The 24,156-nt window shown below is 57.5% G+C and carries 24 protein-coding genes and 1 pseudogene; 6 read left to right on the forward strand and 19 right to left on the reverse strand.

The window, feature by feature from the left end; all coding sequences use genetic code 11:
* Positions 1 to 217: 217 nt before the first annotated feature.
* The gene (locus ACEQWH_RS00770) at positions 218 to 2,152 is read right to left on the reverse strand and encodes an alpha/beta hydrolase family protein (protein WP_370227384.1); all 1,935 of its coding nucleotides are present in this window, start codon (positions 2,150 to 2,152) and stop codon (positions 218 to 220) included.
* A gap of 323 nt (positions 2,153 to 2,475) precedes the next feature.
* On the opposite strand from ACEQWH_RS00770, the gene ACEQWH_RS00775 reads away from it, so the two are divergent.
* From ACEQWH_RS00775 to folD, 3 genes are read left to right on the forward strand one after another with little or no spacing between them, the layout of a single operon-like run.
* Positions 2,476 to 4,152: a formate--tetrahydrofolate ligase gene (locus tag ACEQWH_RS00775; protein WP_370227386.1), complete on the forward strand. Its 1,677-nt coding sequence runs from the start codon at positions 2,476 to 2,478 to the stop codon at positions 4,150 to 4,152.
* 54 nt (positions 4,153 to 4,206) lie between these two features.
* Complete coding sequence (locus tag ACEQWH_RS00780; RefSeq protein WP_370227387.1) at positions 4,207 to 4,530, forward strand: chorismate mutase; 324 nt, start codon at positions 4,207 to 4,209, stop codon at positions 4,528 to 4,530.
* A gap of 17 nt (positions 4,531 to 4,547) precedes the next feature.
* Complete coding sequence (folD, locus tag ACEQWH_RS00785) at positions 4,548 to 5,438, forward strand: bifunctional methylenetetrahydrofolate dehydrogenase/methenyltetrahydrofolate cyclohydrolase FolD (protein WP_370227389.1); 891 nt, start codon at positions 4,548 to 4,550, stop codon at positions 5,436 to 5,438.
* A gap of 61 nt (positions 5,439 to 5,499) precedes the next feature.
* Here folD and ACEQWH_RS00790 read toward each other — a convergent pair whose 3' ends face one another.
* The 12 genes from ACEQWH_RS00790 to ACEQWH_RS00845 all read right to left on the reverse strand — a co-directional run bounded on the left by ACEQWH_RS00790 (position 5,500) and on the right by ACEQWH_RS00845 (position 17,841).
* Positions 5,500 to 5,952, reverse strand: coding sequence for a PaaI family thioesterase (locus tag ACEQWH_RS00790; RefSeq protein ID WP_370227392.1), 453 nt, complete (start codon positions 5,950 to 5,952; stop codon positions 5,500 to 5,502).
* 70 nt (positions 5,953 to 6,022) lie between these two features.
* Positions 6,023 to 6,685, reverse strand: a complete 663-nt coding sequence (gene pdeM, locus ACEQWH_RS00795) for a ligase-associated DNA damage response endonuclease PdeM (RefSeq protein WP_370227393.1) — start codon at positions 6,683 to 6,685, stop codon at positions 6,023 to 6,025.
* A gap of 42 nt (positions 6,686 to 6,727) precedes the next feature.
* On the reverse strand, positions 6,728 to 9,139 hold the full coding sequence (locus tag ACEQWH_RS00800; RefSeq protein ID WP_370227395.1) for a ligase-associated DNA damage response DEXH box helicase: 2,412 nt from the start codon (positions 9,137 to 9,139) through the stop codon (positions 6,728 to 6,730).
* Between the two features lie 60 nt (positions 9,140 to 9,199).
* Positions 9,200 to 9,574, reverse strand: a complete 375-nt coding sequence (locus tag ACEQWH_RS00805) for an ArsR/SmtB family transcription factor (protein ID WP_370227397.1) — start codon at positions 9,572 to 9,574, stop codon at positions 9,200 to 9,202.
* A gap of 60 nt (positions 9,575 to 9,634) precedes the next feature.
* Positions 9,635 to 10,864, reverse strand: coding sequence for a mandelate racemase/muconate lactonizing enzyme family protein (locus ACEQWH_RS00810; protein ID WP_370227398.1), 1,230 nt, complete (start codon positions 10,862 to 10,864; stop codon positions 9,635 to 9,637).
* Positions 10,865 to 10,888: 24 nt separating this feature from the next.
* Entirely contained in the window at positions 10,889 to 11,974 is a 1,086-nt protein-coding gene (locus ACEQWH_RS00815; protein WP_370227400.1) for a Zn-dependent alcohol dehydrogenase, read from the reverse strand.
* A gap of 84 nt (positions 11,975 to 12,058) precedes the next feature.
* The gene (locus tag ACEQWH_RS00820; protein WP_370227402.1) at positions 12,059 to 13,276 is read right to left on the reverse strand and encodes a TCR/Tet family MFS transporter; all 1,218 of its coding nucleotides are present in this window, start codon (positions 13,274 to 13,276) and stop codon (positions 12,059 to 12,061) included.
* A gap of 91 nt (positions 13,277 to 13,367) precedes the next feature.
* The gene (locus tag ACEQWH_RS00825; RefSeq protein WP_370227404.1) at positions 13,368 to 14,171 is read right to left on the reverse strand and encodes an alpha/beta fold hydrolase; all 804 of its coding nucleotides are present in this window, start codon (positions 14,169 to 14,171) and stop codon (positions 13,368 to 13,370) included.
* Entirely contained in the window at positions 14,168 to 15,358 is a 1,191-nt protein-coding gene (locus ACEQWH_RS00830; protein WP_370227406.1) for an endonuclease/exonuclease/phosphatase family protein, read from the reverse strand. Before ACEQWH_RS00830 ends, ACEQWH_RS00825 begins: the two co-directional genes overlap by 4 nt.
* A 4-nt stretch (positions 15,359 to 15,362) precedes the next feature.
* On the reverse strand, positions 15,363 to 16,334 hold the full coding sequence (locus ACEQWH_RS00835) for a threonine/serine dehydratase (RefSeq protein WP_370227408.1): 972 nt from the start codon (positions 16,332 to 16,334) through the stop codon (positions 15,363 to 15,365).
* A complete protein-coding gene (locus tag ACEQWH_RS00840) occupies positions 16,331 to 17,158 on the reverse strand; it encodes an alpha/beta fold hydrolase (protein ID WP_370227410.1) in 828 nt (275 codons plus the stop codon). Before ACEQWH_RS00840 ends, ACEQWH_RS00835 begins: the two co-directional genes overlap by 4 nt.
* A complete protein-coding gene (locus ACEQWH_RS00845) occupies positions 17,158 to 17,841 on the reverse strand; it encodes a haloacid dehalogenase type II (protein ID WP_370227426.1) in 684 nt (227 codons plus the stop codon). The genes ACEQWH_RS00840 and ACEQWH_RS00845 overlap by 1 nt, the downstream gene beginning before the upstream one ends.
* 140 nt (positions 17,842 to 17,981) lie before the next feature.
* On the opposite strand from ACEQWH_RS00845, the gene ACEQWH_RS00850 reads away from it, so the two are divergent.
* Entirely contained in the window at positions 17,982 to 18,422 is a 441-nt protein-coding gene (locus ACEQWH_RS00850; protein ID WP_370227412.1) for a peptidylprolyl isomerase, read from the forward strand.
* Between the two features lie 239 nt (positions 18,423 to 18,661).
* Here the strand turns inward: ACEQWH_RS00850 and ACEQWH_RS00855 are convergent, their stop codons facing one another.
* A complete protein-coding gene (locus ACEQWH_RS00855) occupies positions 18,662 to 19,057 on the reverse strand; it encodes a MerR family transcriptional regulator (protein WP_370227414.1) in 396 nt (131 codons plus the stop codon).
* A 78-nt stretch (positions 19,058 to 19,135) separates the two neighbouring features.
* Between ACEQWH_RS00855 and ACEQWH_RS00860 the strand changes: the two genes are divergently transcribed.
* The gene (locus tag ACEQWH_RS00860) at positions 19,136 to 19,795 is read left to right on the forward strand and encodes a CHRD domain-containing protein (protein WP_370227416.1); all 660 of its coding nucleotides are present in this window, start codon (positions 19,136 to 19,138) and stop codon (positions 19,793 to 19,795) included.
* A 99-nt stretch (positions 19,796 to 19,894) separates the two neighbouring features.
* On the opposite strand, the gene ACEQWH_RS00865 is transcribed toward ACEQWH_RS00860, so the two are convergent.
* The 3 genes from ACEQWH_RS00865 to fabA are packed head-to-tail and all read right to left on the reverse strand — an operon-like array spanning position 19,895 to position 22,499.
* Positions 19,895 to 20,686, reverse strand: a complete 792-nt coding sequence (locus tag ACEQWH_RS00865) for an enoyl-ACP reductase (protein WP_370227418.1) — start codon at positions 20,684 to 20,686, stop codon at positions 19,895 to 19,897.
* 42 nt (positions 20,687 to 20,728) lie between these two features.
* Positions 20,729 to 21,958, reverse strand: coding sequence for a beta-ketoacyl-ACP synthase I (fabB, locus tag ACEQWH_RS00870; RefSeq protein ID WP_370227420.1), 1,230 nt, complete (start codon positions 21,956 to 21,958; stop codon positions 20,729 to 20,731).
* 31 nt (positions 21,959 to 21,989) lie between these two features.
* Positions 21,990 to 22,499, reverse strand: a complete 510-nt coding sequence (gene fabA / locus ACEQWH_RS00875; RefSeq protein ID WP_370227422.1) for a bifunctional 3-hydroxydecanoyl-ACP dehydratase/trans-2-decenoyl-ACP isomerase — start codon at positions 22,497 to 22,499, stop codon at positions 21,990 to 21,992.
* 172 nt (positions 22,500 to 22,671) lie between these two features.
* Between fabA and irr the strand changes: the two genes are divergently transcribed.
* Complete coding sequence (gene irr / locus ACEQWH_RS00880) at positions 22,672 to 23,088, forward strand: Fur family transcriptional regulator Irr (RefSeq protein ID WP_370227428.1); 417 nt, start codon at positions 22,672 to 22,674, stop codon at positions 23,086 to 23,088.
* A 13-nt stretch (positions 23,089 to 23,101) separates the two neighbouring features.
* Here the strand turns inward: irr and ACEQWH_RS00885 are convergent, their stop codons facing one another.
* Positions 23,102 to 23,899, reverse strand: a complete 798-nt coding sequence (locus ACEQWH_RS00885) for a hypothetical protein (RefSeq protein ID WP_370227424.1) — start codon at positions 23,897 to 23,899, stop codon at positions 23,102 to 23,104.
* Positions 23,842 to 24,156 (reverse strand): annotated as a pseudogene (locus tag ACEQWH_RS00890) (hypothetical protein); the annotation flags it as partial. The gene ACEQWH_RS00885 and the pseudogene ACEQWH_RS00890, both read right to left, overlap by 58 nt.

The raw sequence follows: 24,156 nt of genomic DNA on the forward strand, positions 1-24,156 counted from the left end.
GAACGGTGAACCTCCGCAGGCATCTGACGATGACGAAGGCTCGGCGCCCTCTGCCGAAGACAAACCTTCGGTCACCGCCATTCCGAAAACCAAGCCACGGAACAAACCCGATGGCGGGATGGAGCCAGAGCCAACGGCGTAGGATGCCGTGAATAGAATAGAAAAAGCCGGCGCTGCGAAGTGCCGGCTTTTTGTCTGTTACAGGGTGTTGTGCAGGCTACTCTAAAAGTTCAGCTGCAAATTCTATAAGGCTATTGCCCCCTGATCTGCCCCCGAGGTGGCGGTGTAGAAAATCCTCGACACGGCGGGCGTGCAATACGCGAGATTGCCATTTCCATAGCCCATGCCCTTCGTCCTCAAAGATCAACGTGTCTATCTCATGAGGTGTGGTGCCTATCTGATCGAGAAATGCCTCAGTCTGCTCGAAACCAACGACGCGGTCCCGTTTGCCCGCCACGAGAAGTACCGGCGTCGACAGGGACTCTGCGCGGGATACAGGCGAGTATTCCGTCATCAGGGCCAGGTCTTGTACTTTTTCCGGATCACCAAAATACTGCGTCCACATCGGTGTGTTCAGCCCCCAAAACCGGGGAGGGTAGCTGGACTGGTAGGCGACATCGAGCATAGCGTGCTCGACTATGGCGGCTGCAAAAGGCGTTTCTGTATCGGTCACGGCCATCGCGCTAGCATAGCCGCCATAGCTGCCGCCCATAATTGCGATGGCATCTGGGTCGGCAATGCCTTCGTCGATCAGCCATTGCGCCGCATCCAGTAAGTCATCCTGCATTTCGCGACCAAAGGCACCAAAACCGGCCTGCTGAAACCTTTTCCCAAACCCGTTTGATCCGCGATAGTTTACCGAAAGCACGGAATAGCCTCGGTTGGCTAGAAATTGACGGAAATGATAGTATTGCCAGTGCACATGCGAGGCAGGCCCCCCGTGAACCTCAATAACCGTTGGTCCAGGTGCACGCACACCTTTTGGACGCACGAGCAGCGCAGGCAAGCTAAGCCCATCGCGGGATTTGATCGTGACCTCTTCGGTAAGGGTGATGGCGTCTAAATGTTTTTGCCGAAAGGAAAAAACACCGAGTTCGGTTTGTGTGCCCTGTTGTAGATCAAACAGATGGTAGGTGTAGTTTTGCGCTTCGGGCGACAAAGAAGCCGTCACGAAGTCGCCTGTGGCCGACCACCGAAGTCTGTCGACATCGACACGCGATCCATGCGTTGAAATCAGAGAGGCAAGCCTTTCGCCGCGGGGTGACAAAGCAATAACTTTTGAGGATCCGCGTTTTGGCAAGACGGCGTCGATCATTCCGTCAAACATGTCTAAGTTGATCACATTAAAAATGTCTTCGTCGGGTTCCTCGTGCACAACAATTTCTGACCCATCTCTTAGATCGACCCGCACCAGCGCTGTTTTGTCTCTGTTGCGGGCGGACAAAGCAAAAGCACTTTGGCCATCAGGCAACATCTCTAGAACATAGAAAGTCGTCATCAGAGGCACATCCAGAACGGTGCGCCAGCCATCCCCATCGGGAACCTGAATGACTGTGTCAGCCCCTTCGCTCTCTCTTTGATAGCGCAGCTGAGGCTCGAGGCTTTGAGACAGCATCCAACCCAGCGTTTTGCCATCATTCTTGATCAAAAGCTGCTTGTCGCTGCCGTCTTGCTTGGTCGTATAGAGGTCGTCATAGGCGGGATTGCGACCGCGTGTCGAAATCACCCAGCGGTCATCAGTGGTGCGCACACGCATTGGCCAATTCCAATTCCGAAAGCCTCGAGGGGTGACGTCGCTCCAATCCTCGGAGTCGGGATTGAGGGGGTCAATTTTCCAAAGCCGACCGTCAACCACCGCATGAAGGTGGTTAGAGACATCGCTCCAGCCAAAATGTCCGTCGCTTTCGACATAGCCCAACGGCGCCTCTCCGACGCGACCAAAGAATGTGACTTCTGAGGTGAACCGTGTGCCCCTCCAGGCGACATAAGTGCCATCGTAGCTTGGCTTGTAGCGCCATTCCGCATCGAGATCCGCATAGAAATCGCGGACTGAAATTATGTCTGGAAGGTCAGCGTCTGTCAGCGCCGCGTGGCGTGGTGCGAGATCTCTGGTGTACCAAACAAGCGCCAATGCGCCGCACACTGACACCATAAAAAGACTGCTAGCGAGCCAACTTAATATTCGTTTCATCAATAATACCTTATCCAATTGCGGAAAGGGATACTGGGGCAGCTGTGCTTTTCAAAGACGGTTTACGGAGGTGGTAGGGATAACCCGACGTGTCCCTGTGGACAGGGGGCATCCCTTAAACACTGCACAACTTTGCATTCGCGCAATTCCGTTTCCCAAACGAAACCACTTGTTGAGTGCAAGACGCAAGAATGCCGGTTTGTGTCGGAAATGCTCCGTGTACTGTGGCATTCGGTCGCTATTACTAGGAGCAATCACCACCTTTTGCGACTGGAAAGACCGCCATGGGATATAAATCTGACATCGAAATCGCACGCGAAGCGAACAAAAAGCCGATTATGGATATCGGGGCCAAGCTGGGCATGGAACCTAAGGATCTGCTTCCTTACGGCCATGACAAAGCCAAAGTAAGCCAAGAGTTCATCAACTCGGTACAAGGTAGAGAGGATGGCAAGCTGATCCTCGTGACCGCGATTAACCCGACACCAGCAGGTGAAGGTAAGACCACGACCACCGTTGGTCTGGGCGATGGTCTGAACAAAATCGGCAAAAACGCGATGATCTGTATTCGCGAAGCCTCGCTGGGTCCAAACTTCGGTATGAAGGGTGGCGCTGCTGGGGGTGGCTATGCCCAGGTTGTTCCTATGGAAGAAATGAACCTGCACTTCACAGGCGATTTCCACGCGATTACCTCTGCGCACTCTTTGCTGTCTGCGATGATCGACAACCACATTTATTGGGGCAACGAGCAAGAGATCGACACACGCCGCGTGGCATGGCGTCGTGTGGTTGACATGAACGACCGTGCGCTGCGTCAGATCACAGCGTCTTTGGGTGGCGTGTCCAACGGCTTCCCACGTGAAACCGGCTTTGACATCACCGTAGCCTCCGAGGTTATGGCGATCCTGTGTCTGGCAACCGACCTGCAAGACCTTGAAAAGCGTCTGGGCGACATCATCGTGGCCTATCGTCGCGACAAGACAGCGGTTTACTGCCGTGACATCAAAGCCTCTGGCGCGATGACGGTTCTGCTGAAAGACGCGATGCAGCCAAACCTGGTGCAGACCCTGGAAAACAACCCGGCCTTTGTGCACGGCGGCCCATTTGCGAACATCGCACACGGCTGTAACTCTGTGATCGCGACCAAGACCGCGCTTAAGATCGCGGATTACGTGGTCACCGAGGCTGGCTTTGGCGCCGATCTGGGTGCTGAGAAGTTCATGAACATCAAATGTCGCAAGGCTGGCATCGCGCCATCGGCGGTTGTGCTGGTTGCGACCGTGCGCGCGATGAAGATGAACGGCGGCGTTGCGAAAGCGGATCTGGGTGCAGAGAACGTAGATGCAGTCGTCAACGGGTGTGCAAACCTTGGCCGTCACATCGAGAACGTCAAATCCTTTGGCGTGCCAGTCGTTGTGGGCATCAACCACTTTGTCACTGACACCGATGCCGAAGTGCAGGCGGTAAAAGACTATTGCGCCGAGCACGGTGTCGAAGCGGTTCTGTCGCGTCACTGGGAGCTGGGCTCTGAAGGCTCTGCGCCGCTGGCGGAAAAAGTTGTCGAGATCGTCGAAGGCGGCTCTGCAAACTTTGCACCGATCTACCCTGATGAAATGCCACTGTTTGAGAAAGTGGAAACCATTGCCAAGCGCATCTATCGCGCGGATGAAGTTCTGGCTGACCAGAAGATCCGCAACCAGCTGCGCGAGTGGGAAGAAGCCGGTTATGGCAACCTGCCTGTCTGTATGGCGAAAACCCAGTACAGCTTCTCGACAGATCCAAACCTGCGCGGTGCGCCAGTGGGTCACTCGGTTCCAGTGCGCGAAGTGCGCCTGTCTGCCGGTGCCGGTTTCATTGTTGTCGTCTGCGGCGAGATCATGACAATGCCAGGTTTGCCACGCAAACCAGCGGCAGAGACAATTTGCCTCAACGAAAGTGGTGAAATCGAGGGCTTGTTCTAAGTTGAAAAATACGCTTTCTGCGGCCACATAAGTTGTGGCCGCAGGAGGTACCGGATGACAGAGCAGATATTGCCCCAGAATTGTGCTTCGATGGCAGACGTACGTGCTGGCATTGATCAACTGGACCGCACCCTTGTTGAGCTTTTGGCCCTACGCGCAGGATTTATCGACCGCGCCACGGAACTGAAACAAGTCAATGGATGGCCTGCACGTATTCCGGACCGCGTCGAAGATGTCGTGGCCAAAGTCAAAGCCGCTGCTGTTGCTGCAGATTGGGATGATGATTTGGCCGAGGAACTCTGGCGACGTTTGATTGATTGGTCGATTGCACGCGAAGCGCGTGTCATCAGAGAAAATGGGGACGTTGACGCGTCCTGAATAAGGGGACTGACGCGATGACAGCTCAGATCATTGACGGCAAAGCGTTTGCTGCAACAGTACGTGAAAAAGTAGCGGGCCATGTGGCGCGCCTGAAAGAAGAGCATGGCATCACGCCTGGCCTGGCGGTTGTGCTCGTCGGCGAAGATCCTGCAAGCCAAGTTTACGTGCGCTCAAAAGGCAAGCAAACTGTCGAAGCGGGCATGAACTCTTACGAGCATAAGCTTGACGCGGACACCTCAGAAGAAGATCTGCTGGCCGTTGTCGAAAGCCTGAACAACGATCCAAACGTGCACGGCATTCTGGTGCAATTGCCATTGCCGGGTCATCTTAACGAAGATTTGATCATCAACTCGATCGACCCAGCCAAGGATGTGGACGGCTTCCACATCTCAAACGTTGGCCTGTTGGGAACCGGTCAGAAGTCGATGGTGCCTTGTACACCGCTTGGTTGTCTGATGATGCTGCGCGACCATCATGGCTCGCTGTCTGGCATGGACGCGGTTGTCATCGGCCGCTCTAACATCGTCGGCAAACCAATGGCGCAGCTTTTGCTGGGCGATAGCTGTACTGTCACAATCGCGCATTCCCGCACCAAAGACCTGCCAGACGTTGTGCGTCGCGCTGATATCGTCGTTGCGGCGGTCGGACGTCCCGAGATGGTGCCAGGCGACTGGATCAAAGCGGGTGCAACCGTCATCGACGTGGGCATCAACCGCGTTGAGCGTGACGGCAAGAACAAGCTGGTTGGCGATGTGGACTATGCGTCCTGCGCCGAGCGCGCTGGCGCCATCACGCCGGTTCCAGGTGGTGTGGGTCCAATGACCATCGCATGCCTGCTGGCCAACACAGTGACCGCGTGCTGCCGCGCAAATGGATTGGCCGAGCCCGAAGGCCTGACTGCGTAAGCACATAGCGCAAACAAAAACGAACGCCGGTCTCTGATGCACAGAGGCCGGCGTTTTTATGTCAGGTCTTAGGGCGCGCGGCCACCATGGTCCCCATCAGGATCGCGATATGGATGGGATCTCGACCCTCGGTCTCGCTATAGACATCTGCCTGCGCGACGATCAGCCGTTTGCCCGGTTTGATCACCCGGCCAATGGCCCTAAGCCTTTGCCCCGCAGCCGGCGCCAGAAGGTTGATCTTCATTTCTGTCGTCAGGACATTGCCCTCAAGCGTCATGGTTGTGGCCGCTGCAAACCCCGCCGCGGTGTCTCCAAGCGCAAATGTCAGCCCCGCATGACCGACTCCATTGTGCTGCAGGAAATCCGTGCCCAAAGGCGCCAGTATCTCTGCCCGCCCCAGCGCGACATCGACGACCTTGGCCCCGATGGTGGTCATGAACGCTTGCGCGTCGAAGGCCTCGCGGATTTTGGTTTCGATTGCGGGCTCAAGCGGAGCGTTGGACAAATCTGACATAGGCAACCTGCTGTTCATGTTGGACAGAAGCGTCGCTGATCTGCTTTGGCGCTACAATCAGAGCGTTACGTCACTTTGGCAGCGGGATAACCCGTGGCGTTTGGCCGGTGACGATCGCCTGTGCCTCGGGACGCATCAGCGTTTTCAACGCCGCATCCGAACTGCGCAGCCCGCCGGTATAGGTGCCATAGGACGGCATGATCACGCGGTCTGAGTCAAACAGAAACGCCGGTCGCGAAATCGAGCGGAGCCGTGTTTGAACCCGCACTTTCGGGTGGTAATGCCCCGAAATCTCGCCGCTTTTTCCGGTTTGCGCGATATGGCGGAAGGTCAGCGGCGGCAAGGGCAGCTCTGACAGGTGGCTGCCGGGCAATTGAACGGGGCCGGGATCATGGTTGCCTTCGATCCAGACCCAGCGACGTCCAGCCTGAAGCCGGTGTAGCCAGTTGGTCTCGGCCTCGGGCAACTCGTCCAGAACTTCAAGGTCATCAAAACTGTCGCCCAAGCACACCACAATGGCCGCCTGCGTCTGTTGCAGGTCATGTTCCAGACGGATCAGCGTATCTTGGGTGTCATAGGGCGGCAGAACTTGGCCTGACAGACGCGCCAGCCGCTCGGATTTGCCCAGATGCAGGTCAGAAACACACAGCAGGCGTTTTTCCTGCCACCAGAGCGCCCCGGACCCAAGGGCCGTCAGCACCGCGCCAGCAAGAGAAAATTCAACGCCATTCATATGGCATAGGTGACGTAAATCGGGGGCACTGGCAAGCAAAGATCATGGTATTTTTGCAAGTCCCGAACTCTCCATCAATCGGGCCTCTTCCTCGGCCAACAGCCGTTCCTCGGCCGCCCCCGAGACCGAGACTTTCCCGACCTCAAGAAACAGTGGCGCGGCAAGGGGCGGAACTCGGGTCAGCACCTGATGATCGATGCGCCCGTCGATGCGCGTCAGCATGTCTTCGATACGTGCGAAATCGACGAGGCCGCGCATGGCCTCCTCGCGGGTGATCTGCATCAGCACGTGATCGGGGTCGTATTTCAGAAGCGTGTCATAGAGAATGTCACTGGAAAACGTGGCCTGTCGGCCGGTTTTCTGCTTGCCCGGAATGTTGCGCTCTATCAGCCCCGCAATCGTTGCCACCCCGCGAAAGGTGCGTTTCATCAACGCGTTCTGGGCAAGCCACCCTTCAAGACCGTCGCGCAAGCTGGTGGGATCAAGCAAAGGTGCCGGGTCAGTGACCGCATCCAGCCCCCAGATCAGCGTTGCGTAATCGGTGGCCACAAATCCCATCGGGGCGAGCCCCAAATCCTCCATACGTTTGGTTAATAGCAGCCCAAGCGTCTGTTGCGCGTTGCGTCCGGCAAACCCATAGACGCAAAGGTTCTGCCGTCCGTCATGCGGGAAACTCTCGACCAGCAGGCGACCGGGTTGGGGCAGGCGCGACATCTCTGTCTGAAGTCGCAGCCAGTCGCGCGTATGGGGCGGCAATTCGGGCCAGTCCTCTTGCTCGAACATGGTCAGGATACGTTCAGACAGTTGCGTCGACGTCGAGAATTTGGAACCCGAGAACACCGCGACTTTGGGTTTGCGGCCCCGATTGCGTGACACTTCGACTGTCATGTCACGCAGGCCTTCATAGCGCACGATCTGGCCGCCGATCAGGAAGGTGTCCCCTGCGGTGAGCGAGGCGGCAAAGACTTCTTCGATTTCGCCAAGCGCTTTGCCACCACGGGCGCGACCCATGCGAACTTTCAACAGATCGCTGTCCTGAATGGTGCCCGCGTTCATACGGATTTTGGCTGAAGAGCGCGGATCGCGCAGATGCCAGCGCCCATCCGGCGCCTGTTTGAGGCGTTGCCACTGGTCATAGGCCTTCAGAGCATATCCACCGGTGGCGCAGAAGGTCAGGCATTGGTCAAACGCATCGCGGCTCAGATCTGCGAATGCGCCAGCCGACGTCATCTCAGTATAAAGTGCATCTGCCTCAAACGGCCCCGCGGCGGCGCGCAGCAGGATGTGCTGACACAGGACGTCACGCGGGCCAGCGCCGCGCGCTTCGCCGTCCAGATCGTTTTCCTGAACGGCTTGCAGGGCCGCCATACACTCGATGACCTCAAACCTGTTGGCGGGCACCAAAATGGCCTTGGAGGGGGCGTTATAGCGGTGGTTCGCGCGGCCAATCCGCTGCACCAGCCGTTTGACGTTTTTCGGCGCGCCGACCTGAATCACCAGATCCACATCGCCCCAGTCGATCCCCAGATCCAGACTGCCTGTGCACACGATCGCGCGCAGTTCCCCGCGCACCATGGCGGCTTCGACCTTGGCGCGTTGTTCACGATCCAGACTGCCGTGGTGAATACCTATGGGCAGGCTGTCGTCATTGGCCAGCCAGAGGTTGTGGAAAAAGATCTCTGCCTGCGCGCGTGTGTTGTTAAAGATCAGTGTGGTCTTGTGCTGTTTGACCGCATCCAGAACCGCAGGAATGGCATAGGACGCGCCACCACCGGACCACGGGGGCGCCTCGTTGGTCTCAAGCATCGAGATATCCGGCGTCGGGCCGGGATCTGCGCGTAGGATTTCGCAAGGATCCGGATTGCAGGCCAAGAGCTTGGCAATATCCTCGGGCTTGTCGACGGTAGCAGACAGCCCAACTCGCCGCATGTCAGGACACAGCGCCTGCAGCCGCGCCAGCGCCAACATCAGCTGATCGCCCCGTTTGCTTTCCGCGAGCGCATGGATTTCATCAACAATAACCCGCTTCAATCCCCTGAAAATATTGGGGGCATCCTCGTAACTTGTCAGTAATGCCAGGCTTTCGGGCGTGGTCAGAAGGATATGGGGCGGATCCGCACGCTGGCGTTTCTTGTGCATATTCGACGTATCGCCCGTGCGCGACTCAACGCGGATGGGCAGGCCGATTTCGTCAATGGGTGTGCTGAGGTTTCGCTGGATGTCACTGGCCAGCGCCTTTAGCGGAGAGACGTATAGCGTGTGCAGCCCGTCATGCGTGCCGTCGGCCAGATCAACCAATGTTGGCAGAAACCCGGCCAGCGTCTTTCCACATCCCGTTGGCGCGATCAGCAAAAGCGCCGACGCGTTCTGTTTTTCCAACATATCAATCTGGTGGCGGTGCGCGGCCCAGCCGCGGCGCTTAAACCAGTCTTCGAAGGCCTTGGGAAGCGTCATGCAATCGGGCTGTGACCTCTGTTCTGTGAACAGACAGTTGAGGCGCAAAGCCCGGAAAGATCAATCCAGAATAAGTGACAGCGCGTCCGTCGCAGAGCTGTCCTGTCCGTCCTCGGCACAGAATCGCGCATATAGGATCGCGATAATCTGCGCGACGTCTGGATCTTTCAGCGAATAAAAGATTGTCTTACCGCTGCGGCGGGTTTTGACCAATTCTTCCTCGCGCAATCGGGCCAGCATCTGGCTGACTGCGGCCTGACGTGCGCCCAGCAAGTTCTCGAGTTCACCCACGGATTTCTCTTCCTGCGCAAGATGGCACAGAATCATCAGGCGGCCCTGATGCGCAAAACTCTTCAGAAAGCGTGTCGCGTTTGCTGAACTTTCTTCCATCGATGAAATCGACTCAAGTGGGGGCGATGTTGTACTTAGTGTCACGGCAATGTCCTAAATCAATTGGCCATATGTAACACAATAACATACTCATTGCGAAGTAACTTATTCCAGAGGTGGAGCCCCCCCGGAAAACGAATTCCCATTCACATAGTCGCATGGATCGTCCTGCATGTTGAGGTGCAAATCATGTCCTGTGAAAGGATGCGCGCGCGCGACGTCTTCGTCAACTTCGATGCCCAGGCCGGGCTCAGTAGGGGCATGCACAAAGCCGTCTTCGACCCTGATACCGCCCTTGATCAGATCGCGGTGAAAGGCTGTCTCGATTGTTTCGACCATCAAGATATTCGGGATCGAGATGCCAAGATGGATGTTGGCGGCCCATTCTACAGGGCCTGCGTAAAGATGTGGTGCCATCTGTGCATTATAGACCTCTGCCAAGGCTGCGATCTTTTTGGCCTCCCAGATGCCGCCAACGCGCCCAAGCGCTGGTTGCAGGATCGTTGCGGCACCTTCGCGCAGCACGGATGCAAATTCCGCCTTGGTTGTCAGGCGTTCGCCGGTGGCGGTTGGGATACGCACGGCCTGGGCAACTTTCGCCATCTCGGGTGCGTTGTCTGGTGGGATCGGCTCTTCAAACCAAAGCGGGCTGTATTTCTCCAGCGCCTGTCCAAGCCGGATCGCACCGGCCGTGGTGAATTGTCCGTGGGTGCCAAACAGCAGGTCCGCCTCATCGCCGACGGCGCCGCGAATGGCCTGACACATCGCCTCAGACATCGTGATGTCGCGCATCGCAGGCATATGGCCGCCGCGCATGGTGTAAGGCCCGGCGGGGTCGAACTTCATCGCGGTATAGCCCTGCGCGAGCAGGTCAGCGGCGGCTTCGGCGTGCATCGCGGGCGATGTCCAAAAGCTGTTCATGTCATGCTCGGGCAAGGGATACAGATAGGTATAGGCCCGCAGACGCTCGTTCATTTTGCCGCCAAGCAGGGCATAGACCGGCCGCCCACGATCTTTGCCCAGAATATCCCAGCAGGCGATTTCCAGCCCCGAGAAAGCCCCCATGACCGTCAGGTCGGGGCGCTGGGTAAAGCCCGAAGAATAGGCCTTGCGGAACATCAGCTCGATGTCTTCGGGGTTTTCACCTTGCATGTGCCGCTCAAAAACGTCGCGGATCACATGGGTCATGGCATCGGGGCCAACCGAAGCCGCATAGCACTCGCCCCAGCCGACAAGCCCGGTGTCGGTGCGCAGCTTGACCAATATCCAATAACGCCCGCCCCATCCGGGGGCAGGAGGGCTGGTGACGATGACATCAAGATCGATCAGGCGCATTGGGCTCTCCTTGTCGGGCAGGCTTTAGAAAACAATGACGTTGCGCTTGGCAGTGCCTGTTTTCGTATCGGCAATGGCCTCGTTGATTTGGTCTAGCGTCCATGTGCCAGACACCAGTTCGTCCAGTTTCAAACGGCCTTGCTCATAAAGGTCAGCCATCCATGGAATGTCGCGCGGCACAACCACATCGCCCATTTTCGAGCCGATCATGCTTTGGCCGACGGCGGCGAAATTGGCGGCCTCATAGGTCGAGACCGCTCCGGTATGGGGCATGCCCACCATGATCATCTTGCCGCCATAAGCCAGATAGTTTGGGGCTGCGTCATAGGCAGGAGCTGCGCCGACGGTCACCAGAACCGCATCCGCGCCACGCCCGCCAAGCGCGTCTTTTGCGGCGCGCCACGGTTTATCTTCGGTGGCAAGTACCCCGTGGGTGGCCCCGAATTCCTTTGCGACTTCAAGCTTTTCTTCGCTCATGTCCACAGCGACAATGCGGCGCGCACCGGCAATCCGCGCACCCTGAATGGCGTTCAGTCCGACGCCGCCTGCGCCAATCACCACAACGTCTTGACCGGCCCGCAATTGCGCTGCATTCACGACCGCGCCGACGCCGGTAATCACGCCACAGGCCAGCAGGCTGGCGCAGGTTGACGACATATCCTCGGGGATTTCAGCGATCTGACTTTGATCCACGACCACTGTTTCGGCAAAGGCACCACAGGCCATCGCCTGATGCAGCTTGCTGCCGTCAGGCATGGTCAACGGCCCTTTGTCGCCGTCATAGGCGGTCTGGCAAATGGTTGGCGTGCCAGCAGCGCAGGCAGGGCAGGTGCCGCAGGCGCGGATCAGCGTCACAACGACTTTGTCGCCCACTTTGTGGCCGGTGACATTGTCGCCGGTTGCGGTAATCACCCCGGCGGCTTCGTGTCCGTAAACAGCAGGCAAAGAACCGCCCCAGGCGCCGTCCGCATAGGAAATGTCAGAATGACAAATGGCGACGGCGGCCAAGGTGACTTCGACTTCGCCCGAGATGGGCGCGCGCAACTCTACCTCTTCGATTGAAAGAGGTTTTCCAAATTCGTGACAGACAGCAGCTTTAACTCGGGCCATGTCGGCTCTCCATGATTACTCACCTCACCTTGGTAAGTTAACGCTAGCAGGTGACCGCCCGAAAACGACAGAGTTTTTTGCGTTTCAGGCCTTTTGTGTCGCTTGCGTCCCTCGACGCGACGTAAAGATCGCGATCGCTACAACCATGAGGACAGCCGCCAGGATGAATGGCGCACCCGGAAGGTAAACAGGGGCGGAGTCTCGGGTGAAGAATGCGAAGGTCTGATTCATCACCAACGGCGAGATCACCATGCCAATCGAGGCCACAGAGGTCAGAACGCCCTGCAATTCGCCCTGCGCATCATCAGGCACTGTGCGCGACATAATCCCCTGCAGCGCGGGCAGCCCGATTGAGGCGAGTGCCGCGATCGGGGTGAAGGCAAGTATCAAAACTCCGACCGGCACAAGCCCGATGAACAACATCGCGAATATCTCAAGACACAGGCCAAGGATCACTGTGCCACGATAGCCGAACCGGTTGATGCAGGGTTGCACCAGCAAGGCCTGACTGAGGGCAAAAAAGATACCGAACACGGCAAGCGAGACCCCGATCATCCCGGCACTCCAGCCAAAGGATTCTGCGGTGAAATAGCTCCAGATCGCGGGGTAAACATAGGACGAGACCTGATAGAAGAAGAACACCACCAAAAGCGCGGTCAGATTGGGCAGCTTGGCAACCGCAGCAAAGGCGCCCATCGGATTGGCGCGCCTCCAGCTGAATGGGCGTCGGATCTCGTCTGTGACGGTTTCCTTCAGGACGAAATACCCCAACAGCATATTTGCGCCAGCCAGCGCAGCGGCCGCAAAGAAAGGCGCGCGGGTGCCAAATTCGGCCAAGAGACCACCAAGGGCCGGACCAAGCACAAAGCCGATGCCAAAGCCTGCACCGATCAGACCAAAGTTCTTAGCCTTTTGATCGGGCGTCGAGATGTCCGCCATATAGGCGGTGGCCGTGGAATGGGTCGCTGCGGTGATACCGCCCACAATCCGGCCTGCCAGCAACAGCCAGATGCTGCCTGCAAGCGCCATGACGATATAGTCCAACGCCATCACGGCCAGCGAAATCAGCAGAACCGGGCGGCGGCCAAAACGATCTGACAAGTTGCCAAGAAAGGGGCCAAACAGAAATTGCATCGCCGCAAAGGACGCGGCCAGAATACCCCCCCAGATCGCAGCGTCCGAAATTCCGACGCCTTGGACCTCTTGGATAAGATCAGGCATCACGGGCATGATCAGACCGATGCCCATCGCATCAATGACAACGGTCATGACGATGAAAATGATTGGTAATCTTGATGACATGACTGCCCCCGATGCCTCTTTGAAATCAGAGATAAGGGATTTCAGATTAAAATCAAACTGATCAGTTCAGTTTTGTTGGAGTGACAGTGGTCTAGATTTCGGCGTCCTGTGCTATGTGCCCGATATCCTTCAGGAATTGCACAAGGGACATGGCACAAGAAATGGGTTGATCCACTGGCGCAAGGTGCCCAGATCGCCGCAAAATCTCGACTCTAGAGCCGGGGATCAGCTCGACCGTCTCGCGGGTCATGTCTGGCGGCACCACCTTGTCCTCAAAACTGGCGATCCCCAGCGTGGGCAGGCGCAGGCCGCTGGTTGGTGTGTAGAAATCGGTGGTTTTGACGGCCTCGAGATAGCCGATCAGCACGTCATCAGGCAAAGCGGCCAGGCTTTTGCGCCAGGGATCGATTTTGTGGCTGTGCTGCCAGTCTTTGGTGAACCATGCCTCAAGCGTCCGGCTCACCATATCCATCGATCCTGTGGTTTTGATCTCTTGGATCAACTTGTCCCACTGGCTGGCGATCCCGACACGTGCAGAGCTGTTCACAAGCACCAAACCCCGCACCAAATCAAGGCGCTTAACCGCCAGCCCCTGTGCGATCATGCCGCCAATGGACAGGCCCACAACCACAACGTCACGCAGGCCGAGTTCATCCAGAACGCGTTCGACGTCGCGCACCAGCGTGCCCATTTTGAAGGGGGCAGAGGGGGCTGTGCTGCTGCGATGTCCACGCAGGTCAGGGCGAATGATCCGCAGACCGGGCGGCAGATGTTCGATCGTGTCCTCCCAGACATGCGCCCCCGTGCCAAGCGCGTGCAACAGCAGCAACGGCGCCCCATCGCGCGGACCTTCGTCGATGACGTTTAAGTGGTGCGTGCCAAGGTCGATCTTCATGAGGTCAGTCGCATGTGGGCCATGATCTGCCCATGGTCAGAGGCCAGTTTGTTATAGGGCGCTTCGGGGTGGCTGCCGTCGGTAAGATGATCATTAAAGACGCTGAAATATTCCATATCGCCAATGCGGTCTGGATTGTCGGGATTGAAGTGCCGCGACAGGTAAATCTGGTCGATACTTTCGTGCACGCCTCCAAAGGCGGTGGTGTAAACCACGTCCCGCAAGCTTTTGCGCAGAAACAGATTTTCCGCTGAGATCAGTTGCATCTTGAGCAAGGCCGCGCGGATGGCCCTGTCTTCGGCCTCGCTGTAGCGATCGCGCGGCGTTTCAGCGTCGTGCCGCAGCATCCAGGCGTAATTTTTGAACGGCGTCTCCCCAGAGATGATTTCAGAGCTGACCGCATGTTCGCCATCGTTAAAATCGCCAGTCACGGCAACGGGATTGCCGGCCTCCAGCTCTTGTACGATTTCGCGACGCAGAACCCAGGCCTCGGCCATGCGGCGCACGGCGGCGCGCAAGGATCCCAGCGCGCGACCGACCGGATCATATTGCGTCAGATCCGCCTCGGGCGCCGGGCCTCCGCCGGGGGGACGAGGAAATTCGCCCAGTTTCGACTTGAGGTGACAGGTAAACAGCGTCAGCACATGGTCGCCCACAGGCACGCGCACCTTCAAAATCGGACGTGATAGGCGCGAGATCGTGATCGATCCACCGTCTGCGCCGGTTAGGTCCTGCAATGGAATTTCCAGCGGTTCCGGCAAGTCCTGAATGACTTCGGGTGTCCCCACAAACCCAAACCGGCTGAGCACCGCAACACCCGGACGGCGCTGGCCCGGCTCGCCCGTGTCATTGACGTTCTTGGCAAAGGCCAGATGTTTGGTGTCATAGGCGTCAAAGCCGAGCTTTTTGAAAATGGCCTTACGGTGATAGCGTTTGTCCCGGCTGGGAATAACGGCAGCGTTCAGGGCAGCACCACGCGCGTTGGTTTCCTCGATCACATGGGCGAGCGCCTCTTCCTCAAAGATTTCCTGAAACCCGATGATATCGGCGTCCATCGACAGCAACTGATCCGCCATCCAATCGACCTTCCACGCGTGTTCTTCGGGCGTGTAGGACTGAAAGCGATAGTATTCCTGATCCGGCCCGATCAGGTTTTTGACGTTGAAGGATGCAAGCGTGAAATGCATGGGTCTATCCGTAGGTCTGAAGAACTTTGGCGAAAAGGGCAGGGTCCACATTGCCACCCGTGGTGACGGCGATTGTCGTGTCCTCGTTCAGGGCATCACCGTGAAAAAGCGCTGCTGCCAGCGACACAGCGCCGCCGGGTTCCAGCACCAGTTTCAGTCGATTAAAGGCGAGCGCCATCGCGCGCATGGCCTCGTCATCAGTGACCGCAATACCTTGTCCGGCCAAACGATGCAGGATCGGGAACGTTAGGTTGCCCGGCTGCGGGGTCAGGATCGCGTCGCACAGGCCCGACGCGGGGCTGTTGTGAGCGGTGATCTGACCTGTAGAGAGTGAGATGCGCATGTCGTCAAATCCCTCGGGCTCGCAGGATCTGACGGTCATCTGTGGGGCCTTGGCCTCAAGCGCTAGCGCGATGCCGGCGGACAGCCCGCCGCCGCCCGCGCATACCAGAACTTCGGCGGCCTCAACGCCTTGTTCGGCGGCCTGTTCCGCGATTTCCAACCCGGTGGTGCCCTGTCCGGCGATCACATATTCGTCGTCATAGGGACGGATCAGGATCATACCGGCCTTGGTAAAGGGCTCGGCCGCCTCTTCGCGGCTTTCTCCTCCGGCGCGATCATAAAGGACCACCTGAGCCCCAAGGGCGCGCGTGTTGTCAATTTTAACGGCAGGCGCATCCGCGGGCATGACGATCACCGCTTTGACGCCATGCGCCGAAGCCGCAGCGGCGACGCCCTGCGCGTGATTGCCGGACGAGAAGGCGATCACGCCCTGGTTTCGCTGATCTTCCGTCAGGGCCGAAACAGCAGACCAACCACCGCGAAATTTGAACGACCCGGTGTGTTGCAAGGCCTCTGCTTTGACGAAAACGCGCCGCTGCGCAATGTCATCTAGAAAGGGCGAGGACAACAGTGGCGTGCGTCGGGCATGGCCTTTGATGCGCAGGGCCGCGGCCTCGATCATGTCAATGTTCATGCAAGCCTCGCAATCCACGCGCGCAAAGTGGCGAGCGCTTCGGGTTCGTCTAGAAAAGGAATATGGCCGCGATCTGCGACAGTGACGGCAAGTGCGTCGGGCAATTCGCGCTGCATACGGGCAAAGCTTTCGGTCGAGAGCAGGTCGGAATTGGCGCCCCGGATCAGCGCGACGGGCACATGCGCAAAGGCCGTGAAAAACGGCCAGAGATCAGGGATGGCCTGAAGGCTGCTGGCCTCTACTGCGTCACGCAGTTTTGGGTCATAGGTATTGATCAGGCCTTGCGGGGTTTGGTGATGTTGTTTTTCAACCTCTTCGCGCCACCGGCTGTCTGGCACATTCGCAAACCCGGCCATAACGCCTGAACGCGCTGCGGCGGCCTCGGCATAGGTTTTCCAAACCGGAGCGCGGCCCAAAAAGACCATGATCGCGGCCAGGCCTTGCGCGTCCAGTTCGGGACCAATGTCGTTCATCGCAACGCCGAGGATGCGATCCATGCACATCGCGCCCAAGGTCATCGCGATCAACCCGCCACGAGAGGTGCCCAAAATGGCGAATTTCTCGATTCCAAGGTGGTCCATCAATTCCAGCGCGTCCTGCGCTTCGCGCGCAACCGAATAGGTCGTGAAATCCGCAACCCAGTCAGATTTGCCGCGCCCGCGATAGTCCATTTTGATCAGGCGCGCATCTGGCAGCAGCCCGTCGATATAGCTGAAATCGGTGGAGTTGCGGGTCAGCCCTGACAAACACAGAACAGGTACCGCGTTGGTCGCGTCATCCGTGTAAAATAGCGTCACGCCGTCAGAGGTTTGAAAGTTCGCCATCAGGCCCTCGCAAGGTCGGGAATTGAGGTCAGGTCCGTCAGAACATGGTGCGGGGTCCATGGCAAGCGGTCTATCGGCTCGCCCGCGCGGTTGACCCAAACGGTTGTGAACCCAAAGCCCGCTGCTCCGGCGGCATCCCAGCCATTAGAGGACACAAACAACACCTCGTCGCGGGCGCACTCAAAGCGTTGTGTCACCAACTCATAGACTGTGTGATCGGGTTTAAAAATTCCGACGCTTTCCACGCTGAGAACATCATCCAGCACGTCGCCAATCCCCGCGCTTTCCACCGCGCCTGTCAGCATGTCTGGCGAGCCATTGGACAGGATGGCGGTGGCAAGGCCCTGATCTTTAAGCGTTTTCAGCATTGGCGGAACTTCGGGGTAGGCAGACAGTTCCCAATAAAGTTGCAAAAGGCGTTCGCGCAGTTCGGGATCACTGAGGCCTGAGGCCTCAAGCGCCCAGTCCAGACCATCCTGCGTGACCTTCCAAAAATCCGTGTGCGCATCGGTAATCGCACGCAGCCAGGTGTATTGTAACTGTTTCAGGCGCCAGTCATTGGCCACCTTGGGCCACAGGGATGCAAACTGTTCGCGCCCCGGCTCGGCAGCGGCTTCGCGGGCGGCTGCGGCGACATCGAACAGCGTTCCATAAGCGTCAAACACACAGGCTTTAATCGGCATACTCATTCCTCCACTTGGGCCAGAATGATCCCTTGCTGCGCGAAGTCAATGCAGCTTGATTGCATGTGGTGCGGTTTGCTCATAATGTCCCGCCCGATCAGAGGTCATCAGGGCGTCTGAAGGACAGAATTGGACACCGAATGACCCAAGAGACGCAACACGCCAAATCCGGCGACACTGTGCAAATCCATTACACCGGCACGCTGGACGACGGCAGCACCTTTGACAGCAGTGCAGGCCGCGAGCCGCTGCAATTCACGCTTGGCTCAGGGCAGGTTATCAAGGGCTTTGATGATGGCGTCACAGGCATGGCCGTAGGCGAGAAAAAGACAATCCACATTCCTTGCGAAGACGCCTATGGCCCGATCAACCCGGCCATGATGCAGGATGTGCCACGCGAGCAGATTCCTGACGAAATCCCACTGGAACTGGGCATGATGCTGCAAATGCAGGGGCAGGCGGGGGATGTGATCCCGGTCACGGTTGCAAATATCACCGACGACACGGTCACCCTTGACGCCAACCATATGCTGGCCGGCAAAGACCTGACGTTTGAACTGGAACTGGTGAGTGTCAGCTAAGATTGCGGCGATGGCGCGGACAAAGGCTGTGGCTGCTGCTGAGCAGAATGTATGATATGCGAGCCGTCCCTCTGGGGCGGCTCTTTCTTTTGACTATCTAAATTTTGAGGGTCGGAAGGGCTTTGGTAGCTTCGGCTCCAAAACTTTGCCCTATGGCACCGCACCAAATCACCAAGGATGCGGTGCTATAGGCGCGTGTTCGCGGCCGACCTAACAACTGCGTTGTGCCGTACCGTGTGTCACTCGATCCAAAGGCCAAGCGCTTTCATCCGGGCATCCGCGTGTGGCTTGACCGGGTGCTTGGCAAAGGCGATCAATTCCTCTCGGATTATCTGCAACTCGGCGATGCGTGCCTCTACATCCTCAATGCATTTTTCGGCAAAGGCGGTCCGTTCCGTCGCCGTCGACTCGTTTGAAAGCGCGCGATTGATTGGGTCCACCATTGTCCTCAGAGGGATCTGCAAACGCTTGGCAAAGGCGATCATCGACAACCGTTCCAGTGTCGTCTTGTCATAAACGCGGTATTCCCGCGTGCCCGCGCGCTTTGGGATGGAGTGTAAAAGGCCCAAGGCTTCGTAGTGCCGGATCGTGTCTTTCGACAGGCCCGCGCGTTTGGCGACTTCTCCGATCAGCATGTCATCTCCCCCTTGACTGTGGGGTATACCCCACAGGTTAGAATCAGCCAAATCAAAACCAAACACGGATCACTGGCCATGCGCTTTCTAACTCTTTTCGCTGCTCTCTTGCCCATTACTGTCATCGCTCAAGAGGTGGAGCCCGTCAGCGGGATCGACCTGCGCCCTGACGCCGGAGACGAGATCGGGATGGTCTTTGAGGCCTGGCTGAGCCCCCATCAGGAGGGCGGCGAGGAAGAGGATGCCCCAGCTCTGACGCCTTCGGTTTTCCTGTCGACTGAACCCTCGGTTTCGCGCAATGAACGCCCGTCGCGCGGGCATGGTACCTTGGCCTTCACACGTGACTTCAGCCGCGCTTTTGCCCATGTCGCTATCGAAGACGTGGATGTCGAAGGCATTGTCATGTTCCACATTCACTGCGGACGCCCCGGCATGCTTGGGCCAATCCTGGTGGATTTGGGCACACAGGGTGACTTGCCTGAAATGTTTGCAGATGGCGTGCTGTCGGTGGAAATCACCAACGAAGACCTTGTGGAGGCGGCAGAACATGGCCACGGGCTGGTCGGAGCCTTTACCGCTGGTTGCCCAATCCTGCCTGCCAACCCGCTTGACCGGGTCGATACGATCGCTGGGATGGCGCATATCGCGATGGAGGGTGAGCTTTACTTCAACCTTCACACGGCCGCGCAGACGTTCTTTGGGGATATTCGCGGACAGTTGCATCCGGTCGCCGAGTAATAGGCACGCGTGCAATCTAAGTTGTCGGCCCTAAAGTGCGCCGTTCATTAAAAAAGCCGCCCGAATGGGGCGGCTTTTTTCCGTTAAGGCCTTTGAAAGTCAGAGGTTTTCCGGCTGCGGCATGCCCAGGACGTGATAGCCGCCGTCGACGCGAATGATCTCGCCTGTGGTGCAGGCACCAGCCTCGGATGCCAGATAGACTGCCGTGCCACCGACTGCCTCAAGCGTCGCATTGGCACGCATGGGGGCGTTTGACTCGGTCTGACGGAAGGTCTTGCGCGCGCCACCAATTGCTGCGCCGGCCAGAGTTTTCATTGGACCGGGCGAAATGGCGTTCACGCGGATTCCTTCGGGACCAAGATCATTGGCCAGATAACGCGTTGCCGCCTCAAGCGCGGCTTTGGCGACGCCCATGACATTGTAGAACGGGGTCACACGGTTGCTGCCCTGATAGGTCAGGGTCAGGATCGTGCCGCCATTGTCTTTCATCAAAGGATGCGCGCGGCGGGCGACTTCGATCAGGGAATAGGCCGAGATGTCCATCGAGTTCTTAAAGTTCGCGCGTGATGTGTCCAGGAACCGGCCCGTCAGCTCATTTTTGTCAGAATAAGCAATGGCATGCACGACAAAGTCAATGTTGTCCCAGCGATTACCAAGCTGTTCAAACGCAGCGTCCAAAGAGGCGTCATCGGTCACGTCCACATCGACCATAAAGTCGCTGCCAAGGCTTTCGGCCAATGGCGCAAGGCGCTTGCCAAAAGCTTCGCCTTGATAGGTGAAGGCCAGTTCGGCCCCCGCCTCGTGCATGGCTTTTGCAATGCCCCAAGCAATAGACCGTTCGTTGGCCACGCCCATAATCAGGCCGCGTTTTCCTTTGAGCAGGTCAGACATATCTTTCGTCCCCTAAAGTTGTCTTGTCGCTGAGTGAATGGTTTAGCCGGTGTATTTCGACATAATCATAGAGCCGTTGGTGCCGCCAAAGCCGAAGCTGTTGGTCATCACGCTATCAAGCCCGGCGTTCTCGACGTATTCTGTCGCGATCTCGCCTTCGTTGATGCCTTCGGCCAGTGTCTCCACGTTGATCGATGGTGTGATGAAATCATTATCCAGCATCAACAGACAGAAAATCGCTTCCATCGCGCCCGCGGCACCTTGGCCGTGACCTGTCATGGATTTCGTCGAGCTGATCGGAGGCACAGAGCCTTCGCCGAACACGCGACGCACCGCTTCGACTTCGCCGACATCGCCAACTGGGGTCGAGGTGCCATGCGCATTGATATAGCTGACCTTGCGACCCTCTGGCAGGGTTTGCAGCGCAAGACGCATCGCCCGCTCGCCGCCTTCGCCGCTTGGGGCGACCATGTCGTGGCCGTCGGATGTGGCCGCAAAGCCGGTGACTTCGGCGTAAATCTTGGCCCCACGCGCCAATGCGTGCTCCAGATCTTCCAGCACCACGATGCCGCCGCCGCCAGTGATGACAAACCCGTCGCGGTCCTGATCGAACGCGCGGCTGGCTTTGGTTGGGTCGTCGTTCTTCTTGCTGGACATCGCGCCCATCGCGTCAAAGAGGCAAGACAGAGTCCAGTCCAGCTCTTCGCCGCCGCCTGCAAACATAACGTCTTGTTTGCCCATCATAATCTGCTCTGCAGCATTGCCGATGCAATGCAGCGATGTCGAGCAGGCCGAGGTGATGGAATAGTTGATGCCCTTGATTTTAAAGGCCGTCGCAAGGTTCGCCGAAATGGTCGAGCTCATGCATTTTGGCACGGCAAAGGGGCCAATCCGCTTGGTCGCGCCGGTCTTTGCGACGGTCTGATGCGCGGTCAGCATCGCCGACGTCGACGGGCCGCCAGAGCCCGCAACAAGGCCTGTGCGCTCGTTCACCACGTGCTCTTCGCTTAGACCCGCGTCAGCAATTGCCTGAGACATCGCGATATGGGCGTAGGCCGCGCCCGGTCCCATAAAGCGCAGGGTGCGTTTATCGACATGCTCGCTGACGTCGATTTTCAGCGTGCCTGCCACCTGAGAGCGGAAGCCGTGTTCCACCATTTCAGGGCTGGCTTCGATGCCAGATTTGCCGGCCTTGAGGCTGGCGATGACTTCTTCTGCGTTATTGCCGATTGAGCTGACGATGCCCAAACCAGTGACGACGACTCGACGCATGTGCGTACTCCTGATTGATGCCGGGGAGGGCTTAGCTTTCGGACAGGGCGACTTTCATGCCTGTGACTTGATAGATAACCTCGCCGTCGGCCTCTACAATACCATCGGCCACGCCCATGGTCAGGCGGCGGGTTTGCACGGCTTTGGTGAAATCGACCTTATAGGTCAGCATTTTGCGATCGGGGCGTACCATGCCAGTCAGTTTGACCTCGCCGACACCCAGCGCATAGCCGCGACCCTGCCAGCCACGCCAGCCCAGGTTGAACCCAGTCAGCTGCCACAGGCCGTCCAGCCCCAAACACCCAGGCATAATTGGGTTGCCCGGGAAGTGGCAGTCAAAGAACCAAAGGTCTGGCGTGATGTCGAATTCTGCAACGACATGGCCCTTGCCATGTAGGCCGCCATCACCGGAAATATCCGTAATCCGGTCCATCATCAGCATTGGCGGTGCGGGCAACTGAGCGTTTCCGGGGCCGAACAATTCGCCACGGGCGCATTTCAGTAGATCCTCTTTGTCAAAGCTGCTTGGATAGTCGGCCATAGAGGCGTGCCCCTTTCTTGTCGTTCTCTGTATTCATTTCCCTCTATCACTGCATCCTATGGGGCTGCAAGGTGACACTGCGGCCTCGTGCCCTGTCTTTGCGACGCATTTTCAATTGAAAGGGGCGCGTGACAGCTTTATATTATGTCAGAACCAGATGGCAGGCAGATCAATGACACCAACCGCGATCACGAATGGAACCAAATGGCTGGCGAGCGCTGATGTGCGCCCGACGCGCCAGCGCGTTGCCCTTGCGTCTTTGCTGGTTGGCGACGGAATGGACCGCCATGTGACCGCCGAAAGTCTGTTTGACGATGCGCGTGGCCACGGCGAAAGCGTGTCTTTGGCCACGGTTTACAACACCTTACGCGCCTTCTGCGACGCGGGTCTGATGCAAGAGATTACGGTGGATGGCTCCAAGAGCTATTTTGACACCAACATCACCGACCACCCGCATTTCTTCTGGGAAGACGATCGCGTTCTTACGGATGCGCCTGCCGAGCAATTGAAGATCGTTCAGTTGCCCGACGCGCCTGAGGGTGCCGAGATCTCTAAGGTCGACGTTGTTGTGCGTCTTCGGCGGAAATAGCTCCTAGCTGGTTTCACAGTTGAAAATGAATGTGGTCGTCGTGCCGAGCGGCCCTGCACCCTTGAAAACGCAATTTTGGGTGCGATAGATCAAGTTTCTCGAGTAAATGCGGTTCGACAAAAATCTTGGATACGCGTTGGTCGTTCATAAGTGTCTGAATTAGAAACCTATTTCTTCTTGGCTCAAGGGGCCACGTCGGAAAGTAGGACTGAATGCCCTCCATATCCCACCTGAGAGTCGGCCACTGGGGTTCGCAATGCGTATGCCCTTGCTCAAACGCGAAATATCCGATGGGTGACTTGGTCGAACGGTTTAAGAATTTCCCTTTTTCGTCGGCATAAAAGTATGCGAGATCCACTTTCTCGCCATCGTTGTGCGAAAGGTGGGGAAGCAAAGGAAAGCCGTCCCAAAATGGAAAGTTCGCGTCCAGAACAACAGTCACTGTGTTGGGAAACGCATCGGCTGTCTTCTGCGATGTGTCAGTTAGGACGTCCTTCAATTCAGGTGTCACGTAGTTGCGGTGAAGTAAGCAATACATGGGGCTAGCGAATTCCAGTGAACTCTTTTCAAGGCAGCTGATCTGCACTCGACCGAGCAAAGGCGCGACTTGAGGTACCACGACTAAGCTCGCCGCATATAAGGCAATAAACGCTAACATTTTCTGGCGAAACACCAGCGATAGCAACCACAAAACGCCACCAATCTGCGTGAGGAGAGTGAGTACCAGAAAAACGATGGAACTCAGTACAATCCTCAGAACCACTGTCCCGGTTCCATCAGCCCCAGATCCATCAGCTGGCGTGAGTGCCATTCAAACGGCACCGAGTTGTGCCATTTGAAGCTCTTGATGTCATAGGTAGAGCCGGCGTTGGTTTTGAGCGCCTTGGCCGCGCGGAAGGAACAGACGGATGCCGTCAGGTTGCTGTGCCATTCGCAGCTGTATGTGTTCATCTCTTCGTCGGAAAAGGTGAAATCCTCGCGAAGCTGCACGCCTGGTGTGGCGCGGAAAATGGAAATCCGGTCGATCTTGCGTTTGGCTTTGGGGATATGTTCCTCGAATCGCCACCG

Origin of the sequence: Cognatishimia sp., from assembly GCF_964229375.1 — a bacterium.
Lineage (GTDB): Bacteria > Pseudomonadota > Alphaproteobacteria > Rhodobacterales > Rhodobacteraceae > Cognatishimia.

Coding starts and splice junctions, on each gene's coding strand:
- ACEQWH_RS00770 (WP_370227384.1), bottom strand. CDS start 2,152: ATGGTGTCAGTGTGCGGCGCATTGGCGCTTGTTTGGTACACCAGAGAT.
- ACEQWH_RS00775 (WP_370227386.1), top strand. CDS start 2,476: ATGGGATATAAATCTGACATCGAAATCGCACGCGAAGCGAACAAAAAG.
- ACEQWH_RS00780 (WP_370227387.1), top strand. CDS start 4,207: ATGACAGAGCAGATATTGCCCCAGAATTGTGCTTCGATGGCAGACGTA.
- folD (WP_370227389.1), top strand. CDS start 4,548: ATGACAGCTCAGATCATTGACGGCAAAGCGTTTGCTGCAACAGTACGT.
- ACEQWH_RS00790 (WP_370227392.1), bottom strand. CDS start 5,952: ATGTCAGATTTGTCCAACGCTCCGCTTGAGCCCGCAATCGAAACCAAA.
- pdeM (WP_370227393.1), bottom strand. CDS start 6,685: ATGAATGGCGTTGAATTTTCTCTTGCTGGCGCGGTGCTGACGGCCCTT.
- ACEQWH_RS00800 (WP_370227395.1), bottom strand. CDS start 9,139: ATGACGCTTCCCAAGGCCTTCGAAGACTGGTTTAAGCGCCGCGGCTGG.
- ACEQWH_RS00810 (WP_370227398.1), bottom strand. CDS start 10,864: ATGCGCCTGATCGATCTTGATGTCATCGTCACCAGCCCTCCTGCCCCC.
- ACEQWH_RS00815 (WP_370227400.1), bottom strand. CDS start 11,974: ATGGCCCGAGTTAAAGCTGCTGTCTGTCACGAATTTGGAAAACCTCTT.
- ACEQWH_RS00820 (WP_370227402.1), bottom strand. CDS start 13,276: ATGTCATCAAGATTACCAATCATTTTCATCGTCATGACCGTTGTCATT.
- ACEQWH_RS00825 (WP_370227404.1), bottom strand. CDS start 14,171: ATGAAGATCGACCTTGGCACGCACCACTTAAACGTCATCGACGAAGGT.
- ACEQWH_RS00830 (WP_370227406.1), bottom strand. CDS start 15,358: ATGCATTTCACGCTTGCATCCTTCAACGTCAAAAACCTGATCGGGCCG.
- ACEQWH_RS00835 (WP_370227408.1), bottom strand. CDS start 16,334: ATGAACATTGACATGATCGAGGCCGCGGCCCTGCGCATCAAAGGCCAT.
- ACEQWH_RS00840 (WP_370227410.1), bottom strand. CDS start 17,158: ATGGCGAACTTTCAAACCTCTGACGGCGTGACGCTATTTTACACGGAT.
- ACEQWH_RS00845 (WP_370227426.1), bottom strand. CDS start 17,841: ATGCCGATTAAAGCCTGTGTGTTTGACGCTTATGGAACGCTGTTCGAT.
- ACEQWH_RS00850 (WP_370227412.1), top strand. CDS start 17,982: ATGACCCAAGAGACGCAACACGCCAAATCCGGCGACACTGTGCAAATC.
- ACEQWH_RS00855 (WP_370227414.1), bottom strand. CDS start 19,057: ATGCTGATCGGAGAAGTCGCCAAACGCGCGGGCCTGTCGAAAGACACG.
- ACEQWH_RS00860 (WP_370227416.1), top strand. CDS start 19,136: ATGCGCTTTCTAACTCTTTTCGCTGCTCTCTTGCCCATTACTGTCATC.
- ACEQWH_RS00865 (WP_370227418.1), bottom strand. CDS start 20,686: ATGTCTGACCTGCTCAAAGGAAAACGCGGCCTGATTATGGGCGTGGCC.
- fabB (WP_370227420.1), bottom strand. CDS start 21,958: ATGCGTCGAGTCGTCGTCACTGGTTTGGGCATCGTCAGCTCAATCGGC.
- fabA (WP_370227422.1), bottom strand. CDS start 22,499: ATGGCCGACTATCCAAGCAGCTTTGACAAAGAGGATCTACTGAAATGC.
- irr (WP_370227428.1), top strand. CDS start 22,672: ATGACACCAACCGCGATCACGAATGGAACCAAATGGCTGGCGAGCGCT.
- ACEQWH_RS00885 (WP_370227424.1), bottom strand. CDS start 23,899: ATGGCACTCACGCCAGCTGATGGATCTGGGGCTGATGGAACCGGGACA.